Here is a 17,337-nt window from a genome sequence, read left to right on the forward strand (position 1 = left end):
CCTGTGTTATCAAGGCAATAGAATGAATATTGAAACGACTACCCAGGCTGATGTGACCAAGGCCGTCGTCGAAGCTCGGAACCTGGATCTGGTGTTTCCCACCAATGACGGGCCGGTTCAGGCGCTGAAAGATGTGAACCTGACCATCAATAAGGGCGACTTTGTCAGCTTTATCGGGCCTTCGGGCTGCGGCAAGACCACATTCCTGCGGGTGATGGCGGCACTGGAGCAGCCAACCGGTGGCGAGATTACCGTGAATGGCATGACCCCGGACGAGGCGCGGCGTCAGCGCGCCTATGGCTATGTGTTCCAGGCGTCGGGACTGTACCCTTGGCGTAACATTGCGCGCAACATCAAGCTGCCGCTTGAGATCATGGGGTATTCCAAGGCGGAGCAGGAAAAGCGCGTTAACGAAGTGTTAGAACTTGTTGAATTGTCAGGCTTTGGTGGCAAATACCCGTGGCAGTTGTCCGGTGGCATGCAGCAGCGGGCCAGCATCGCTCGAGCGCTGGCTTTTGACGCGGACATCCTGCTGATGGACGAACCGTTCGGCGCGCTCGATGAAATCGTGAGGGACCACCTGAACGAGCAGTTGCTGAAGCTCTGGGCGCGCACCAACAAGACCATTGGCTTTGTCACCCACTCGATCCCCGAGGCGGTGTATCTGTCGACCAAGATCGTGGTGATGAGCCCGCGACCGGGGCGGATCACTGATGTCATCGAAAGCCCGCTGCCAAAAGAGCGGCCGCTGGATATTCGTGACAGTCCCGAGTTCATCGAGGTCGCACACCGGGTGCGCGAAGGCCTGCGTGCGGGGCATGCAGATGACTGAGGTACGACAGGCCGAACAACGCGATGTGCCAGACATGGCGCGTATCGTGAACAGTTGGATAGATGATACCCAGTGGATGCAGCGCGATCTTCCGGCGGAAGATATTGAGAGCATGCTGAGTGTGGGGCTGTCCCATCGTGAAATCTGGGTGGCTGGTGATCCGGTCCAGGGGTATCTGTCGCTGGAGCGTGAGATCGCCCATATTTGGGGTTTTTACTGCGCGCAGCCTGGCAGCGGCATTGGCAAGGCCCTGTTGGACCGCGCCAAAGAGGGGCGCGATTTTCTATCGCTCAACACCCATGTACCAAACACACGCGCACAGCAGTTTTACATGCGTGAAGGGTTCACTCCTGTAGCTGAATTGGAGGAAGGGCAACCAAGTACCCTTGTACCGCTAGAAGAGCGCGAGAAAACCGGCATTCGTGAGCTGAGAATGGAGTGGCGGGCATGAAGACCATGATCGCCGTTTTGACCGTTCTTACCACCATCATTGCCTTATGGTACGCGGCCTGTTTGCCTATGAATATCAAAGGGGTACTGACAGAAGCTGAACGCGCAGGGGCCGAGGTGACACCCGCTGGTGCTAAAGATCGGCGTGACATGGGAGAGATAGGTCTGGTGCTGGATAACAGCTTTGCCATACCGGCTACTTGGGCACAGGATCGACCACGTCTGCCAGCGCCACATCAGGTGGCGCAAGAGTTGTGGAAGACCACAGGGGCCATGGTGCTGAAAGGCAAGATAATGTCCAAGCGCAGCCTGTTCTTTCATGGCTGGGTGACGCTGAGCGCGACTTTGTTGGGTTTCGCCATTGGCACTGGATTGGGTATTTTGCTTGCTGTTGGCATTGTGCATTCCAAGGTGATGGAAATGTCGGTGATGCCCTGGGCCATTGTTAGCCAGACCATTCCAATTATCGCACTGGCACCGATGATCATTGTGGTGCTCTATTCGATTGGCGTTCAAGGCATCCTGCCCAAGGCGGTAATCTCGGCCTATCTGAGCTTCTTCCCGGTTGTGGTGGGCATGGTCAAAGGCTTGCGTAGCCCGGATGGGATGCAGCTGGATCTGCTGCGCACCTATAACGCCAGCACCAATCAGGGCTTCTGGAAGCTGCGGCTGCCAGCGTCGATGCCCTATCTGTTTGCCTCGCTGAAAATTGGTATAGCTGCTTCGCTGGTTGGGGCCATCGTGGGTGAGCTGCCAACGGGTGCCGTGGCCGGACTGGGCGCACGCTTGTTGGGCGGTAGCTACTACGGCCAGACCGTGCAGATCTGGTCGGCGCTGTTTGCTGCGGCCATTCTGGCGGCCTGTTTGGTGGCACTGTTGGGATTGATTGAGCGATCCGTTTTGAAACGGATGGGGATGGGCGCATGATTATGGTTATCCTGGCTGTTCTCGTCTGGTGCGGCGGCTGGTGGCTGAATAGCCGCTTGGCTAATGGGCCACGCTCGGCAACACGCGAAGTTCAATTACTGGTGCCGCTAATTTTTGGGGTGACGCTGTTGCTGGTCTGGCAATTTCTGGTGCGGGGACTTGAAGTTCCGCTCGTGATCCTGCCGGCGCCGACAGATATCGGTGCTGCCTTTGGTGCCAATCTGTCCAAACTGTGGGAAGACTTCCTGCAGACTTTTGTGAAGGGAGCCTTGAGTGGCTATGTGATTGGTTGCTCGGCGGCATTCCTGATGGCGATTGTGATGGACCGTAGTGATTTTCTGCGCCGTGGTTTGCTTCCGGTTGGAAACTTTGTCGCCGCGCTGCCGATTGTGGGTACGGCACCCATTCTGGTGATGTGGTTTGGTTTTGACTGGCACTCCAAGGCCGCTGTTGTTGTGGTCATGGTGTTCTTTCCGGTTCTGGTGAACACGGTGGCAGGCTTGCGGGAAACCAGCGCTATGCAGCGGGATCTGATGCAGACCTATGCGGCCAGCTATTGGCAGAGCTTTTTCAAGCTGCGCCTGCCAGCGGCGCTGCCGTTTATCTTTAACGGCCTGAAGATCTCAACCACGCTTGCCTTGGTTGGCGCCATTGTGGCGGAATTCTTTGGCTCCCCAACCGTAGGTATGGGGTTCAGGATATCCACTAGCGTGGGGCAACTGGCGCTGGACATGGTCTGGGCTGAGATCGTTGTGGCGGCGCTGGCAGGGTCGATGTTCTACGGTGCGGTTGCGCTGGTCGAGAAGTCGCTAACATTCTGGCACCCGTCGCAGCGGCGTTGAGATTTGAGATACTGCAGCGCCTCGGAGGAGGGGCGCTGTAGAACCGGTTGGGCACTCCGGAGCCGTTTTACGGCTATTGGTGCTCAAAATTCGGGCAAGGCATTAAGCGCTTTGTCAAAGGGATAAGATAAACTTTGAACGGATGGTCAAATTCTTGCAAGCTTTGACCACAACCACAGGGAGTACATACCAATGAAACACATTTTGACAGCTGCTGCTGTAGCACTGGGTGCTGCGGGAACTGCGCAGGCCGCCGACGAGGTACGCCTGCAGCTGCAATGGGTGACACAGGCACAATTCGCTGGCTACTACGTGGCGCTCGACAAGGGGTTCTATAGCGAAGAGGATTTGGACGTGACCATCCTGCCTGGTGGTCCGGACATTGCTCCACCGCAGGTTCTGGCCGGTGGCGGCGCTGACGTAATGCTGAACTGGATGCCGTCGGCCTTGGCGGCACGTGAAAAAGGCCTGCCGGTGGTCAATATCGCCCAGCCTTTCAAAACTTCGGGTCTGATGCTGACCTGCTGGAAAGACACCGGCATAACCAGCCCTGCAGATTTCAAAGGCAAGACCATTGGCGTTTGGTTCTATGGTAATGAATACCCATTCCTGAGCTGGATGAGCAAAGAGGGCATCAGCACCGATGGTGGTGACGATGGTGTGACCGTGCTGAAGCAGGGCTTTAACGTTGACCCACTGCTGCAGCGTCAGGCGGACTGTATTTCGACCATGACCTATAATGAATATGGTCAGGTTCTAGATGCGGGTGTGTCCGAGGACGAGTTGGTGACGTTTAAGTACGAAGACCAGGGCGTTGCGACACTGGAAGATGGCATTTATGCGCTAGAGGCTAATCTTGAAGATCCAGCGTTCCAGGACAAGATGGTTCGCTTTGTGCGTGCATCAATGAAAGGCTGGAAATACGCCGAGGCCAACCCAAGCGAAGCTGCTGACATCGTATTGGATAATGATGCGTCTGGCGCACAGACCGAGGCTCATCAGCAGCGCATGATGGCTGAAATCGCCAAATTGACCGCTGGCAGCAACGGCAGCCTGGATCCAGCAGATTTTGAACGTACCGTATCGACATTGTTGGGTGGCGGATCAGACCCAGTGATTACCAAGATGCCAGAAGGGGCCTGGACACATGCAATTACCGATGCTGCGTTGAAGTAAGCTTTGGCGACTAGAAAATCTAAGCCCGACTAAAGTTAGCCCGCCGTGTCCTGCACGGCGGGCTGATTTATTAAAGTACAAGAAAAGCGCAGCTTGACGTTGAATTCTATCTTGAGTTGCGCGCATGGCGAACTATTAATCAACAAGTAGAATGTATGTTTTGTGTTCTGAGTTCGTTAGCTCTGGCAGCCCAGAAGGGGTGACAATGCCTGATTGGAAACAAACTGATATGTGTTTGTGCCATTTTCCAAATGTGGCAAGCGCAGGACATTGTTTTCGCCACAATAAACTACAGTGGACCAAGAGCGTAACGCTTCAGAGCCCGATGGGTAGGCAGTCAGATTTGCCACTACTGGATATCTGCAACGCTGCATTTTCACGCCATAGGAAAAAACGGCAAACTCAGGTTTTGTTGCTGTACGATGCCGCTGCACGCGGTGATGTTTGTGATGTCCAGAATCTCGGCGTTTCAGCCTGGGTGCATGCGGTTGAAGTGTGCAGTTTAGATCATATCGGCCATGCTGATATCCTGCAGGCATTGGCGTTTGGGTTTGACAGGGTTGTGTTGCAGCAGTTGTCTCTACCAACGTCGAGAGCAGTGCAGCAGCAAGAGGTCGATTTGACAGTTGCCTTGGGTGGCAAAGGCCGTGTTGAGCTTTTTGGGCCGCAGCAAAGTCTTGTTGATGTGATGGTTGCGTTGCCAAAGGTTTCAGGTCGCTGGCGCGCGGATCGGCCTGCTAGCACCACGCGGCGCCGGGCCAGTGTGCAGGCCTGTGCCACTGCTTTGTTGCCTGCAAGCAGATCTCCCGTACCGCTGCCACCAGATGCGCCTTATGGAACGATCTCTCTTGATTTCACGGCCTGTACCGGGTGTCAAAGTTGTGTTTGGGTGTGTCCTACCGATGCCTTGTCCATCGATGAAAGTACTGGCGATCTGACTATGGTAGAACGCCAGTGTATCCAGTGCGGCATGTGTTGTTCTATCTGTCCCTCTGATGCCCTGAGACTGGATCCACGGATGAACCCGCTTGCCGAGGCTGAGGGTGGGCGGCCGCTAAAGCAGGCTGAACCTGCTTCGGACGTTTTGGAAGAGCAACCAATAGAAATCAAATCGGCGATGGATCGGTTGGCCAAGCTGATATGGGGAAAGCAGACCTCGGCCGAGGTGTAGCATCTGATGCTGCACCGTTGTGTTTAAGCCTATAAGGGCTCTGTCAGCCCTGTTCCAAGAAGCCACCATACAGGCCCTGCTTGAATAGCAAGCCTTTACCGGGGCGGGTGGTGACTGTCTGAACTTCGCCAATCAGGATCGAATGATCACCGCCAGGGTGGCAGGCAAAATGGCGACAGTCAAAATGGGCAATGCAGCCGGGGAGAGTGGGAGTGCCTGCTGCGTTTGGTTCCCACTGTGTTGCGTCAAAATCTTCACCGTTGAGGGCAAAGTGCTTGGCCAGATCCAACTGATCTTCGGCCATGATGTGAATGGTGAAATGCTCGGCCTTAACAAAGGCATCATGACGCAGTGATTTCTTGGCAGGACACCAAAGCAGCAATGGTGGGTCCATTGAAACCGATGTGAAGCTGTTCGCTGTAATTGCCAGCGGGCCACGGGCTGTCATGGTGGTCACAACAGTTACACCAGTGCCAAAACAGCTCAGGGCCTTGCGATAGGCAAGGCCGTGGTCTGGTCCAGGTATAAATGTGCTCTCGGACATGTCGCGCGCTCTTAATTGGTCACCGACGTTGACCTGACACGCGTGTGATATTTTGTCCACCTTATTACGTGTTTGAATGTTCGGCCCCGGGGATGCCGGGGCTGAACTGGTTTAGCGAACGGCCTTGTTGACCAGTGTTGCCATGGACGCAGCAATTGCCGAGATTTCGCCCATTGCATCAATTGTCTGCAACGCGCCTTTGTCGCCATAATAGGCAATCAAGGGGGCAGTTAGGGCGTGGTAAGCTTCTAGCCGTGAGCTCACGGTTTCTGCGTTGTCATCGGCCCGACGCTTCATGTCACTGGCGCCGCATTTGTCGCAGATATCCTGTTTGGCAGGTGGTTTGAAACTGTCGTGATAGCCCTCGCCACACATGCCACAGGTAAAGCGGCCCGAAATCCGGGTGACCATAGCCGCATCGTCGACCTCAAGACTGATGGCCGCGTTGATCTTTTGGCCGGTCTCGGTCAGCAGATCATCCAGGGCCTGGGCCTGAACAGTGGTGCGGGGGAACCCATCCAGGATCACACCCTTGGCGCAGTCAGGTTCGCCCAATCGGTCGCGCAGGATGTCGATGACGATCTGATCACTGACCAGATCGCCGGCTTCCATTACAGCTTTGGCAGCCTTGCCTGCTTCGGTGCCAGCGGCTACTGCTGCGCGCAGCAAATCGCCAGTTGACAATTGAACCAGCCCAAACTGCTCTTCCAGCATGCGCGCTTGGGTTCCCTTCCCGGCGCCCGGAGGGCCGAGAAGTATGAGAACGGCGGGGGTTGTGGAGACAGTCGCGTCCATATTGGTCCCCTTATTTGCTAGCGCGATTGGCGATCAGGTCATCCACCACCGATGGATCCGCTAATGTCGAGGTGTCGCCAAGGCTGCCAAAGTCGTTCTCGGCAATCTTGCGCAGGATACGACGCATGATTTTGCCAGACCGGGTCTTGGGCAGGCCAGGGGCCCACTGGATCACATCGGGGCTGGCAATTGGGCCAATCTCGGTGCGTACCCAGGTGCGCAGCTCTTTCAGCAACTCATCACTGGGTTCGGCGTCGTTCATCAGAGTGACATAGCAATAGATACCCTGGCCTTTGATGTCATGCGGATAGCCAACCACGGCAGCCTCGGCGACGGCAACATGGGCCACCAGCGCACTTTCGACTTCGGCGGTACCCATGCGGTGACCGGATACGTTGATCACGTCATCCACGCGTCCGGTAATCCAGTAGTCGCCATCTGCATCGCGTTTGCAGCCGTCTCCGGTGAAATAGTAGCCTTTGTAATCGGCGAAGTAGGTTTTCTGGAAACGCTTGTGATCGCCCCAGACTGTGCGCATCTGGCCGGGCCAGCTGTCTTTGATGCACAATACACCATCGACATCATTACCTTTGATCTCGACGCCTGAAGTGGGGTCCAGAACAACCGGTTCGATACCAAAGAAGGGCTTCATCGCCGAGCCGGGCTTCATGGCGTGGGCGCCAGGCAGGGGGGTCATCAGATGACCGCCAGTTTCGGTCTGCCACCAAGTGTCAACGATTGGGCAGCGGCCGCCACCAACAATGTCGTTGTACCAGGTCCAGGCCTCGGGGTTGATGGGCTCACCCACGGTACCAAGAGTGCGCAGGCTGGACAGGTCGCATTTTTCAACCCACTCGTTGCCTTGGCCCATCAAGGCGCGCAACGCGGTTGGGGCGGTGTAGAACTGGTTCACCTTGTGTTTTTCGCAAACCTGCCAGAACCGGCTGGCGTCAGGATAGGTGGGCACGCCTTCGAACATCAGTGTGGTGGCACCATTGGCAAGCGGGCCATAGACAATATAGCTGTGTCCGGTGACCCAGCCCACATCAGCGGTACACCAGTAGATGTCGCCATCGTGGTAATCAAAGGTGATCTCGTGGGTCATTGCCGCATAGACCAGATAGCCACCAGTGGTGTGAACCACACCCTTGGGCTGACCGGTCGAGCCTGATGTGTAGAGGATGAACAGCGGGTCTTCGGCGTTCATCACAGCGGGTTCAAAGCTGTCCGAGGCCTCGGCAGCCATGGCGTTATAGTCGTAGTCGCGACCTTCAACCCAGTTGATGTCGCCACCGGTGCGCTTGACCACCAAGCATTTGACATCATCTCCGCAGTTTTCCAGCGCGGTGTCGGCATTGGCCTTGAGTGGGGTCTGGCGACCACCGCGAGGTGCATAATCGGCGGTGATGATAGCCTTGGCCTCGCAGCCGTTTACACGAGCGGCCAGCGCATCAGGGCTGAAACCGGCGAACACGATTGAATGGATCGCACCAATACGGGCACAGGCCAGCATGGCATAAGCCGCTTCGGGGATCATCGGCATATAGATGATTACACGGTCACCTTTACTGACCCCCATCGAGGCCAGGACGTTAGCCATACGACACACCGAGCCATGCAGCTGGGAATAGCTGATATGTTGGGCTTCTTCTTCCGGGTTGTCCGGCTCAAAGATGATCGCGGTCTGGTCACCACGAGTTTCAAGATGACGGTCGATGCAATTTGCGCTGACGTTCAGAGCGCCATCGGCATACCAGTTGATCGAGACCTCGCCAAAATTGTAATTGACGTCCTTGACTTGAGTAAAGGGTTTGATCCAATCAACACGTTTTCCTTGCTCGCCCCAGAACGCGTCTGGGTCGGCAATAGATGCTGCATACATCTGTTCGTATTTTCCAGCGTCGACATGCGCGTGCGCAACGGTTTCGGCTGACGGCGGATAAACGGCACTCTCGTGTTGCGTGGTCATCCAGGGTCCCTCCCTAATATTTTTTGCAGTTTGCCACGCGACCGCCCAAGGGGCAGGGCAGGCAAACTGTTTCCATCCTCGGCGACGATCATAGAGTAGGTTGAAAATATGTGAATAAGCGACGGGAAAATAACGATTTGCTTGTAAACGATTTTCCGAATCTTTTTTGACTTTGTAAAGTTGCTGATGCCTGTTTTGGGTTAGTGGTTAAAATACAAACGCTTAGCAGTTAAGGTGTCGGTGCAAAGTTGTTTTCTACACAAGGCCATAAAAACAGCGCGGGATCACAAAAAATGTACTGTACACCTGTGACGTGTTGGGTGGGCTTATAAGGTCATAAGAAACAAGGATGATCGCGCGCGTAAACGGTGCGAGTCACCTTGATTGGGCTGAAATAGGCGGTTTGAAAGGAAACATGGTTTGGTTGCAGGGTCTTGGCAGCGCTGCGGCTAATCGTTAGCTTACGATCAAGCGCCCCGCGACAAGGGCGCAAATTGGGAGATTTATTATGACTAAGATGTTGACTGCGGCTGTTATGGCCACTGCTGGTTTTGGCCTCGTATCCGAAGCGGCCGCGACCGAATGGAACGTTTCTGTTTGGGGCAAGCGCCGCGCCTTTACCGAACATGTTGAGAAATTGGCTGAGCTTGTTAGCGAAAAGACCAACGGCGAGTTCACTCTGAACATTTCTTATGGTGGCCTTTCTAAAAACAAAGAAAACCTGGATGGGATTTCCATCGGTGCATTTGAAATGGCGCAGTTCTGTGCTGGTTATCACCGCGATAAGAACCCAACCATCACCGTGCTGGAACTTCCATTCCTGGGCGTGAACACGCTGGAAGAAGAGGTTGCTGTGAGCCACGCTGTTTACGCGCACCCTGCGGTTCAGGCCGATCTGGCACGCTGGAACGCCAAACTGCTGATGACCTCGCCGATGCCGCAGTACAACATCGTTGGCACTGGTGAGCCTCGTGATGAGCTGGCAGAGTTCAAAGACATGCGTGTTCGCGCCACCGGTGGTATCGGCAAAGCGTTCTCATCCGTGGGGGCGGTGCCAACATCGGTAACAGCAACCGAAGCCTATAACGCAATGGAATCCGGTGTTGTAGACACCGTTGCCTTTGCCCAGCACGCACACCTGGCCTTTGGCACCATCAACCGCGCCGAATGGTGGACCGCCAACCTGAACCCCGGCACCGTAAACTGCCCGGTTGTTGTGAATACTGATGCCTATGAGATGCTGAGCGATGCAGAGCGTGAAGCGCTGGATAGCTCGGTTGATGAAGCGATCGAACATTACCTGGCAAACTATGGCGCATTGCTGTCCAAGTGGGACGATGTTCTGGTGGAAAAAGGCGTTACCAAGGTCGAGATTTCCGAGGCTGAGCTGGCTGAGTTCCGCAAGGTTGCCGCTGATCCGATCCGTGAAGCCTGGATTGCTGACATGACTGCACAGGGCATTCCAGCCCAAGAACTGTATGATCTAGTCATGGACACACTGGCAGATCAGCGCAAGTAAGCGGGTCAAATCTGATTTGGGCCGGGCGTCAATGCTCGGCCCTTTTTTGCACTGAAAACTTGACTGTTCCCACCCGGTCTGATCGGCAACGCACCAAGAAAATTCAAATTTTCTTGTCCGGAATTTTCGAAAATTCCGGCGATTGATGCACCGAGATTTTGCGGGTTTAGGGGCAGCACGTATTGGGGTTCTGATCCATGGCAACAGGCGCAGCGGTTCTGGAAGACGGGAGTTTGATTAGTCGGTTAGATGGCCAATTGTTACGGCTTGAACAATTCTTGGCCCTTGTCAGTGGTCTCGCGGTTTTTTCGCTGATGATACTGGCGGTGGTCTCGGTTGGTGGGCGCAATGCGTTTAACGCGCCTTTGCCCGGGTATGTGGACTGGATTGAACAAGCCATGCCGCTGATTGCGTTTATGGGCATTGCCTATGTGCAACGTGACGGCGCCCATATTCGTATGGATATTCTGATCGGATCGTTGCGCGGGCGTGCCATGTGGCTGTTCGAGCTGATCTCCGTCCTGCTGATCCTGCTGCTGATGATGGCATTGGTCTGGGGCAGCTGGTCCCATTTTGACCGATCCTTTGATTTTGCCGCACCGCTGTGGAGCCGCGACAGTTCGATTGACATCAGCCTGCCGATCTGGCCTGCCAAACTAATGGTGCCGGTTGCATTTTCGGTGTTGTGCTTACGGCTGACGCTGCAGGCCTGGGGCTATGGTCGTGCGCTGGTTCTGGGGCTGGAAACACCAGTTGCGGTGCCATTGATCCAAAGCGCAGCCGCGCAAGCTGCGGCTGAAGCAGAACAACTGAGCGGAGCCGACAATGGCTCGGCCAGCAAAGACTAAGGGGCAGGGACATGGAACCGATTGATATTGGCCTCTGGGTCACTGGCTTTATGCTGGTCATGGTGGTGGCCGGAATGCGGGTGGCCTTTGCCGCTGCTTCCGCGGGTCTGGTGGGCTTGATCTGGATTTTCTGGGCCAAGTTTGGCTATGCGCCTGACAAGTTCACCAAGGCGCTGACTGTCTCGATCAAGGTGGCGGGGCAGGTGCCGCACTCCAAGGTCTCGTCTCAGGCGCTTAGCTTGATCCCGACGTTTATCCTGATTGGCTATCTGGCCTATTACGCAGGGTTGACCAAGGCGCTGTTCGAGGCCGCAAAACGCTGGATCGCCTGGTTGCCCGGTGGGTTGGCTGTGTCGACAGTGTTTGCCACGGCGGGCTTTGCTGCGGTGTCGGGGGCGTCAGTCGCAACCTCGGCTGTGTTTGCCCGCATCGCCATCCCTGAAATGCTGGCGATTGGCTATAATAAACAGTTTGCAGCAGGCGTGGTTGCGGCTGCAGGCACCTTGGCCTCACTTATCCCGCCCTCGGCCATTCTGGTGATCTATGCGATTATCGTAGAACAGGACGTGGGCAAACTGCTGCTGGCTGGGTTTATTCCAGGCGCGTTCAGCGCGGTGGTCTATGTGACGTTGATTGTTGGCATCGCGCTCATTTTCAAAAACGTGGGCCCACCCGTCACTGGCTTTACCTGGCGCCAACGCTTTGAATCTCTGCCCGCAGCTATGCCGATCATCTTTGTCGTCGTGATCATCATTTGTTTTGTCTACAACCCTTTTGGGGACGAGGCTTGGGGAACCCCCACCGAAGGCGGCGCGCTTGGTGCCTTTGTGGTGTTCTGTATGGCCATCTACAACGGCATGAAGTGGCAGCAGTTGAAATCTGCATTGTTGGAAACCGCTAAGCTGACGGTGATGATCTTTACCATCATCTGGGGCGTGCTGATCTATGTGCGGTTCCTCGGCTTCGCCGATCTGCCGGGCGCGTTTTCCGACTGGATCACCTCGCTAGACATGTCGCCGATGCTGATCCTGATCTGCATCCTGCTGGCCTATGCGGTGCTGGGGATGTTCATGGATGCCATTGGAATGTTGCTGTTGACCCTGCCGGTGGTTTACCCGGCGGTGATGGCTTTGAATGGCGGCGAAAGCGTTGCTGCCGTCGACAGTGCCTTTGGTATGAATGGCACCATGTGTGCGATCTGGTTTGGTATTCTGGTGGTGAAAATGGCTGAATTTTGCCTGATCACACCGCCCATTGGCCTCAACTGCTTTGTGGTGGCCGGCGTGCGCGATGACCTGACCGTACAAGACGTGTTCCGTGGCGTGATGCCGTTCTTCATCGCGGATGCAATTACCATCGCCTTGCTTGTCGCGTTCCCGGCGATTGTTTTGTACCTGCCGTCGTTGGCTTGATCGTGGATAAAATCAGCATTCGATGCGCCACCTGGCGCATCGATTTGCTTGTTCGGCGGCGCCTGCAATACACCCCAAGAGTATTTTCGATTTAGAAAAAAACATTTTTGAGGTGATGGATTGAGCGACTTCAACAGTGTTTCTGTATCTGGTGTCACCAAAAACGTTCAGGACCAAGGCGCGGACCAAGCAGGCCGTGCGTGATGTGAGTTTTGATGTTGCCCCGGGCGAAGTGTTTGGCATTTTGGTCGCCAATGGGGCCGGGAAGACGACGATTATCAAGATGATGTCGACCCAACTGGCTCCGGATAGTGGTTCAATCTCGGTTGCCGGTTTTGACACCCTAAAAGACCAAGTCGAGATCCGCAGCCTGATCAATGTGGTCGAGGGCGGCGAAAAAGGTTTGTACCTTTTGCGGACCGCCTATAAAAACAGCTCAAGCTGTTTGCACCGCTTTATCGCGTTCCCAAGTCCGAATTGAAGGATCGCATTGCATCGGTTTTGCGCCGGGTCGATCTGGCAGAGGACGCCTGGCATGCACCCACCATGACATTCTCCAAGGGCGTGAAACAACGGACCTTGCTGGTCAGGGGCTGATCAACAATCCAAAGGTGCTGTTTCTGGATGAGCCCACAGTGGGGTTGGACATTGAGGCGGTGCAGACCACCCGCAGGATCATTGCCGATCTGGCCCAGGCCGGCACAACGGTCATTCTGACCTCGCATAATGCCTCGGATATCGACAGCACCTGCAAACGAGTGGCCTTGATTGTAGATGGGGCATTGCAGGGCATCTACCCGATCGAAGAGCTGCGCGCCCAGTACAGGTCCCGCGTGAGTTTTTGTGCCTCCGACCGGTCAGCTGTGCCGATTTTTACGGCCCATGATCCTCACCATCAGGTCGAAGCCACGCCGGTGGGCCAAAAGCTGACAATGAACTTGGACCGGGCGGGGATCGCACAGATCTATCGCTTGTTTGCGGATCACTCCGAAACGGTGTCGGATATCTCGGTCGAGGGGGCGTCGCTTGAGGAATTTTTCGGCACCTTCATCCGAAGACAGGGATGATGGACAAAACGGCTTCCTTGGTCTGGATCTATACGCGGCTGAATATCCGCCGAAAAATGATGGTATTTGTTGGGGGATCCAGCCGTTCTTCACGGTCTGGCTGTACTATCTGAACACGCCTGCAGGGTTTGACGATGCTCAGGCATTTTGGTTCATCCTGATCAATGCCAGCCTGGTGAACGGCTGGAGCATCTTGGTGTTTTCAACCCTGTCCGAGATCGACCGCGATCGTTGGACCGGTTTGCTTGGGCAATACCTGGTGATGCCAACGCCAATGCTTGAAATTCTAGCGGTGCGAACCCTAGCGAACCTCTGTTTTGTGTTGCTGTCGCTGGTTGTGACCTGTGTGATAGCCTTTGCATTGCTCCGTCCCGAGCTGTCATCGCTTTTTTCGTCAGTCTGGGGTTGGCTGCTGGCGGCGCATGTGGCGGTCTTCTTTCTGGCAACGATCTTTGCTCGCCTGCGAAACTGGGGCGTTCTCCGCTATGTCTTGGTGTCGCAAACCGGGATTTTTGGATTTGGCCTGGTGCAAGTCACCTGGGCGGCTGGTTTTACGGCTTTGACAGTGCTGATCGTGGCTGTTCCGACGTTGCTGTTTGTTGGCAGCGGCCCCATTGTTTTGCTCAACTTCACCATCGTGACTCTAATCATCTGCCTGTCCCTAAGTGCGGTAGGCCTGCTTTGTGCGATGTTCATCATTTCGATGAAGGACTATCTGATTTTCACCAATACTCTGTTCTTTGTGATCATCCTGACTTCGGGGGCGGTGGACAATATACAGTGTCGCCTGGATCTGCTGTTGATGATCAACCCGCTGCGGCCGCTGGTCAGCAGGGTGCAAGACACGGGCGCCGCAACACTCGCAGACTGGCGCATCGCGCTGGCTTGTAGGCTTGGGCTGGCCTATGTGTTTGCAGCCTGGATTGTCGCCAGGATCCAATCCAGGCGGATTGAGATCCATGATATTTGAGGCTTCGTGGGCGCGTTGACTATGAGACGGTCCGTCAAACAGATGGGGGAGTGCTTGGTTCCAGTGAGGCAGCACTCCCGGCTTTTCTGTTATCTCAGCAAATGATGAGGCGGGGCGGGTATCAGCCTTCCTTTACAGCCGCCGTCACAATCACCTCAACCAGCAAGTCCGATCCGGCCAGCCGCGCTTCGCAGCAGGCGCGGGCCGGGGCGTGGCCTTGGGGCACCCAGGCATCCCAGACCTCATTCATGGCGTCAAAGTCGCTCATATGGGCCAGCCAGACCACGGCTTGCAGGATATGTTCGCGCGAGGATCCGGCCTCTTCCAGCAGCGCGTCGACGCGGGACAGGCAATCACGGGTTTGGGTGGCCACATCCGGTCCGGTGCCAACCTGGCCACAGAGGTAGACGGAACCGTTGTGTTTGACGATCCGGCTCATCCGGGTGTTGGTGTGCAGGCGTTCGATCATGGGGTTTCCTTTTGCGATTAGGCTGGTGTTGGGGCTGGTGTGTCGGCTGCAACGGTCTCACGGCGTGTAAGATGCCCAAGATAGCGGCGTTCGAGCCAACGGAATACAGTGGTGATGACCAGCACGATCAGGAAATAGAGCAGTGCTGCGGTGATGAAACCTTCGTAGGCCAGGTAGAACCGCCCGTTCAGCCAGCGCCCGACACCGAGAATGTCCTGCAGTGTGATGGTGCTGGCGACAACCGATCCGTGCAGCAAGAAGATCACCTCGTTTGAGTAGGCGGGAATGGCGCGGCGAAAGGCGCTGGGAAGGATGATGCGCCGCATTCGACCCCAGGGCGAGTGACCGGTGGCGATGGCGGCCTCCACATCACTTGTGGGGGTGTCCACGATGGCGCCGCGCAGCAGTTCGGCGGTGTAAGCCGAAGTGTTAAGCGTAAATGCGATCAGCACACACCACCAGGCGCTGGACAGGATCGGGTCCCACAGCCGAACTGCTGCGCGGCGCTTCAAATTGGCCGAGGCCATAGTAGATCAGATAGGTCTGAACCAGCAGCGGTGTGCCGCGCAGCACATAGGTATAGGACCAAACCAATGGGTTGAGAATGCGGTGGCGCGAGGCCCGGGCAATCGCCAATGGGATCGCCAATAGTCCGCCGAGCACAAGGGCGAGAAATGTGAGCTCTAGCGTCACCCAGGTGCCGTAGAGAAAACGGTCGAAATTCTGGACGATCAGCGTGATGTCGAGCGGGATGTAGGAGAGGAAGGTTTCCATCGGTCAGGCCCTCACAATGCCGCGGCTATAGCGGCGACCAAGTGCGCGCAGGGCCAGATCGGACACCCCGGTGAGCAACAGGTAAATGACAAAAGCGGCGGCCATGAATGTGAACAGCTGCCCGGTAGAGCGCCCGGCGGTGAAGGCGTTGTAGACCAGATCCTGCAGCCCGATGACCGAAACAAGCGCGGTGGTTTTCAGCTGCACCAGCCAGTTGTTGGTGAACCCGGGTAGGGCATAGCGCACCATCTGTGGCCAGATGACGTGGCGAAACACCAGCGAGCGGCGCATTCCGATGCTGAGACCGGCCTCGATCCGACCGCGGGGGATGGCCATGATTGCCCCACGAAAAGTCTCGGTAAAGTAGGCGCCAAAAATCACACCGATGGTTCCCGCGCCTGCCACAAATTGGCTGACTTCGACATAGTCCCATAGGCCGGTGGCATAGCCCACATAGTTCAGCGAGATTTGCCCGCCAAAGAAGACCAGCAGGATCAGAACCAGATCCGGCACGCTGCGCACCACCGTGGTGTAGGCCCCGGCCAGCCGTTGCGCCAGCCGGTTGGAGGAGAGCTTTGCCCAGGCACCAAGCAGGCCGAACACAAGCGAGATGACCAGCGAGAACAGGGCCAACTTGATCGTCATGACTGTGCCGACGATCAGCTGGGGTTGGTATTCGAGGATCAGGTCCATGGGAAAACTCCAGTATGGCAAGGGCCGCGTATACACGGCCCCGCCGTTGCCGATCAGTTCGTGGGGACGGTATCGGTGCCGTAGATGTCTACGGCGAAATACTTGTCGTTGATTTCGGCATAGGTGCCGTTGGCGCGGATGGCCTTGATGGCGGCTCCAAAGGCGTCGCGCAGCTCTTGGTCACCTTTGCGCACTGCAATGCCAACGCCTTCGCCGTAGCAGTCCAGATCGGTGTGATCGCCGCCAAGGAAGGCATAGTTTGCGCCTTCGTCCTTGTTCAGGAATGCCTCATAGGCGATCAGACTGTCCGACAGTTGGGCGTCGATCCGGCCAAGCGTAAGGTCGCGGAACACCTCTTCTTGGGTGCCGTAAAGAACGATCTCGGCGCCAGGGAACATTTTTTCGGCATAGCACTGGTGTGTCGCGCCACGCTGTACGCCGATACGCTTGCCGCTCAAACCGTCAGCGGTGCCTTCAAAGCCAGCATCTTTGGTGGCAACCAGACGGGCCGGGGTTTGGTAGTATTTCTCGGAAAAGTCGATCTGGCGCTTGCGCTCTTCGGTGATCGACATCGAGGCGACGATAGCATCGAATTTGCGGGCCTTTAGCGCCGGGATCATGCCGTCCCACTCCTGTTCAACCAGGGAGCACTCGCGCTTGAGTTCAGCGCAAATGGCATTGGTGATCTCGATGTCGAAGCCAGCCAAAGAGCCGTCTGCTTTTTTGTAGGAAAACGGAGGGTAAGCGCCCTCGACGCCGATGCGCAGCGGCTCGGCAGCGGAGCTTAAGGGTGCAAGAGTTGTGATGGTCGCAGCAAGAGCTGCGCCAAGCAGGGATCGTCTGATCATGGAAAGTACCCTTAGGGGTTGTTGTAGATCT

20 protein-coding genes are annotated in these 17,337 nt (G+C 56.0%); 12 read left to right on the plus strand and 8 right to left on the minus strand.

The annotated features are described in order from the left end of the window. The first annotated feature begins 22 nt into the window (after nt 1-22). The 6 genes from AC2T28_RS15255 (at nt 23) to AC2T28_RS15280 (ending at nt 5,398) form a co-directional block, all read left to right on the plus strand. Complete coding sequence (locus AC2T28_RS15255; RefSeq protein ID WP_486748623.1) at nt 23-832, plus strand: ABC transporter ATP-binding protein; 810 nt, start codon at nt 23-25, stop codon at nt 830-832. Further along, complete coding sequence (locus AC2T28_RS15260) at nt 825-1,283, plus strand: GNAT family N-acetyltransferase (protein WP_486748622.1); 459 nt, start codon at nt 825-827, stop codon at nt 1,281-1,283. Before AC2T28_RS15255 ends, AC2T28_RS15260 begins: the two co-directional genes overlap by 8 nt. Continuing rightward, nucleotides 1,280-2,209, plus strand: a complete 930-nt coding sequence (locus AC2T28_RS15265; protein WP_486748621.1) for an ABC transporter permease — start codon at nt 1,280-1,282, stop codon at nt 2,207-2,209. Before AC2T28_RS15260 ends, AC2T28_RS15265 begins: the two co-directional genes overlap by 4 nt. Beyond that, the gene (locus AC2T28_RS15270; protein WP_486748620.1) at nt 2,206-3,051 is read left to right on the plus strand and encodes an ABC transporter permease; all 846 of its coding nucleotides are present in this window, start codon (nt 2,206-2,208) and stop codon (nt 3,049-3,051) included. Before AC2T28_RS15265 ends, AC2T28_RS15270 begins: the two co-directional genes overlap by 4 nt. A gap of 192 nt (nt 3,052-3,243) precedes the next feature. After that, on the plus strand, nt 3,244-4,227 hold the full coding sequence (locus tag AC2T28_RS15275; RefSeq protein WP_486748619.1) for an ABC transporter substrate-binding protein: 984 nt from the start codon (nt 3,244-3,246) through the stop codon (nt 4,225-4,227). A gap of 325 nt (nt 4,228-4,552) precedes the next feature. After that, nucleotides 4,553-5,398 carry a 4Fe-4S dicluster domain-containing protein gene (locus AC2T28_RS15280; protein ID WP_486748618.1) on the plus strand — a complete coding sequence of 282 codons (846 nt, stop codon included), beginning with the start codon at nt 4,553-4,555 and terminating at the stop codon, nt 5,396-5,398. A 43-nt stretch (nt 5,399-5,441) separates the two neighbouring features. Here the strand turns inward: AC2T28_RS15280 and AC2T28_RS15285 are convergent, their stop codons facing one another. The 3 genes from AC2T28_RS15285 to acs form a co-directional block, all read right to left on the minus strand. Continuing rightward, a complete protein-coding gene (locus tag AC2T28_RS15285) occupies nt 5,442-5,942 on the minus strand; it encodes a flavin reductase family protein (protein WP_486748617.1) in 501 nt (166 codons plus the stop codon). A gap of 111 nt (nt 5,943-6,053) precedes the next feature. Beyond that, entirely contained in the window at nt 6,054-6,737 is a 684-nt protein-coding gene (locus AC2T28_RS15290) for an adenylate kinase (RefSeq protein ID WP_486748616.1), read from the minus strand. A 10-nt stretch (nt 6,738-6,747) separates the two neighbouring features. Beyond that, nucleotides 6,748-8,706 (minus strand): acetate--CoA ligase, encoded by a 1,959-nt coding sequence (gene acs / locus AC2T28_RS15295; protein ID WP_486748615.1) that lies wholly within the window; start codon nt 8,704-8,706, stop codon nt 6,748-6,750. A gap of 508 nt (nt 8,707-9,214) precedes the next feature. On the opposite strand from acs, the gene AC2T28_RS15300 reads away from it, so the two are divergent. From AC2T28_RS15300 to AC2T28_RS15325, 6 genes are all read left to right on the plus strand, one after another. Beyond that, nucleotides 9,215-10,225 (plus strand): C4-dicarboxylate TRAP transporter substrate-binding protein, encoded by a 1,011-nt coding sequence (locus AC2T28_RS15300; protein ID WP_486748614.1) that lies wholly within the window; start codon nt 9,215-9,217, stop codon nt 10,223-10,225. A 197-nt stretch (nt 10,226-10,422) separates the two neighbouring features. After that, nucleotides 10,423-11,073, plus strand: coding sequence for a TRAP transporter small permease subunit (locus AC2T28_RS15305; protein WP_486748613.1), 651 nt, complete (start codon nt 10,423-10,425; stop codon nt 11,071-11,073). An 11-nt stretch (nt 11,074-11,084) separates the two neighbouring features. Next, a complete protein-coding gene (locus AC2T28_RS15310; protein WP_486748612.1) occupies nt 11,085-12,485 on the plus strand; it encodes a TRAP transporter large permease in 1,401 nt (466 codons plus the stop codon). Between the two features lie 136 nt (nt 12,486-12,621). After that, a complete protein-coding gene (locus AC2T28_RS15315) occupies nt 12,622-12,966 on the plus strand; it encodes an ATP-binding cassette domain-containing protein (protein ID WP_486748611.1) in 345 nt (114 codons plus the stop codon). Between the two features lie 130 nt (nt 12,967-13,096). Beyond that, nucleotides 13,097-13,552, plus strand: coding sequence for a DrrA family ABC transporter ATP-binding protein (locus AC2T28_RS15320; protein WP_486748610.1), 456 nt, complete (start codon nt 13,097-13,099; stop codon nt 13,550-13,552). Beyond that, nucleotides 13,512-14,522 carry a hypothetical protein gene (locus AC2T28_RS15325; RefSeq protein WP_486748609.1) on the plus strand — a complete coding sequence of 337 codons (1,011 nt, stop codon included), beginning with the start codon at nt 13,512-13,514 and terminating at the stop codon, nt 14,520-14,522. The genes AC2T28_RS15320 and AC2T28_RS15325 overlap by 41 nt, the downstream gene beginning before the upstream one ends. Before the next feature lie 121 nt (nt 14,523-14,643). Here the strand turns inward: AC2T28_RS15325 and AC2T28_RS15330 are convergent, their stop codons facing one another. From AC2T28_RS15330 to AC2T28_RS15350, 5 genes are read right to left on the minus strand one after another with little or no spacing between them, the layout of a single operon-like run. Further along, the gene (locus AC2T28_RS15330) at nt 14,644-14,991 is read right to left on the minus strand and encodes a RidA family protein (protein WP_486748608.1); all 348 of its coding nucleotides are present in this window, start codon (nt 14,989-14,991) and stop codon (nt 14,644-14,646) included. 17 nt (nt 14,992-15,008) lie between these two features. After that, nucleotides 15,009-15,443 (minus strand): ABC transporter permease subunit, encoded by a 435-nt coding sequence (locus AC2T28_RS15335; RefSeq protein WP_486748607.1) that lies wholly within the window; start codon nt 15,441-15,443, stop codon nt 15,009-15,011. After that, nucleotides 15,421-15,765, minus strand: coding sequence for an ABC transporter permease subunit (locus AC2T28_RS15340; RefSeq protein WP_486748606.1), 345 nt, complete (start codon nt 15,763-15,765; stop codon nt 15,421-15,423). Before AC2T28_RS15340 ends, AC2T28_RS15335 begins: the two co-directional genes overlap by 23 nt. Before the next feature lie 3 nt (nt 15,766-15,768). Further along, nucleotides 15,769-16,458 (minus strand): ABC transporter permease, encoded by a 690-nt coding sequence (locus tag AC2T28_RS15345; protein WP_486748605.1) that lies wholly within the window; start codon nt 16,456-16,458, stop codon nt 15,769-15,771. Between the two features lie 53 nt (nt 16,459-16,511). Beyond that, complete coding sequence (locus tag AC2T28_RS15350; protein ID WP_486748604.1) at nt 16,512-17,306, minus strand: ABC transporter substrate-binding protein; 795 nt, start codon at nt 17,304-17,306, stop codon at nt 16,512-16,514. Between the last annotated feature and the right edge of the window lie 31 nt (nt 17,307-17,337).

Source organism: Parasedimentitalea nitratireducens (assembly GCF_057444295.1).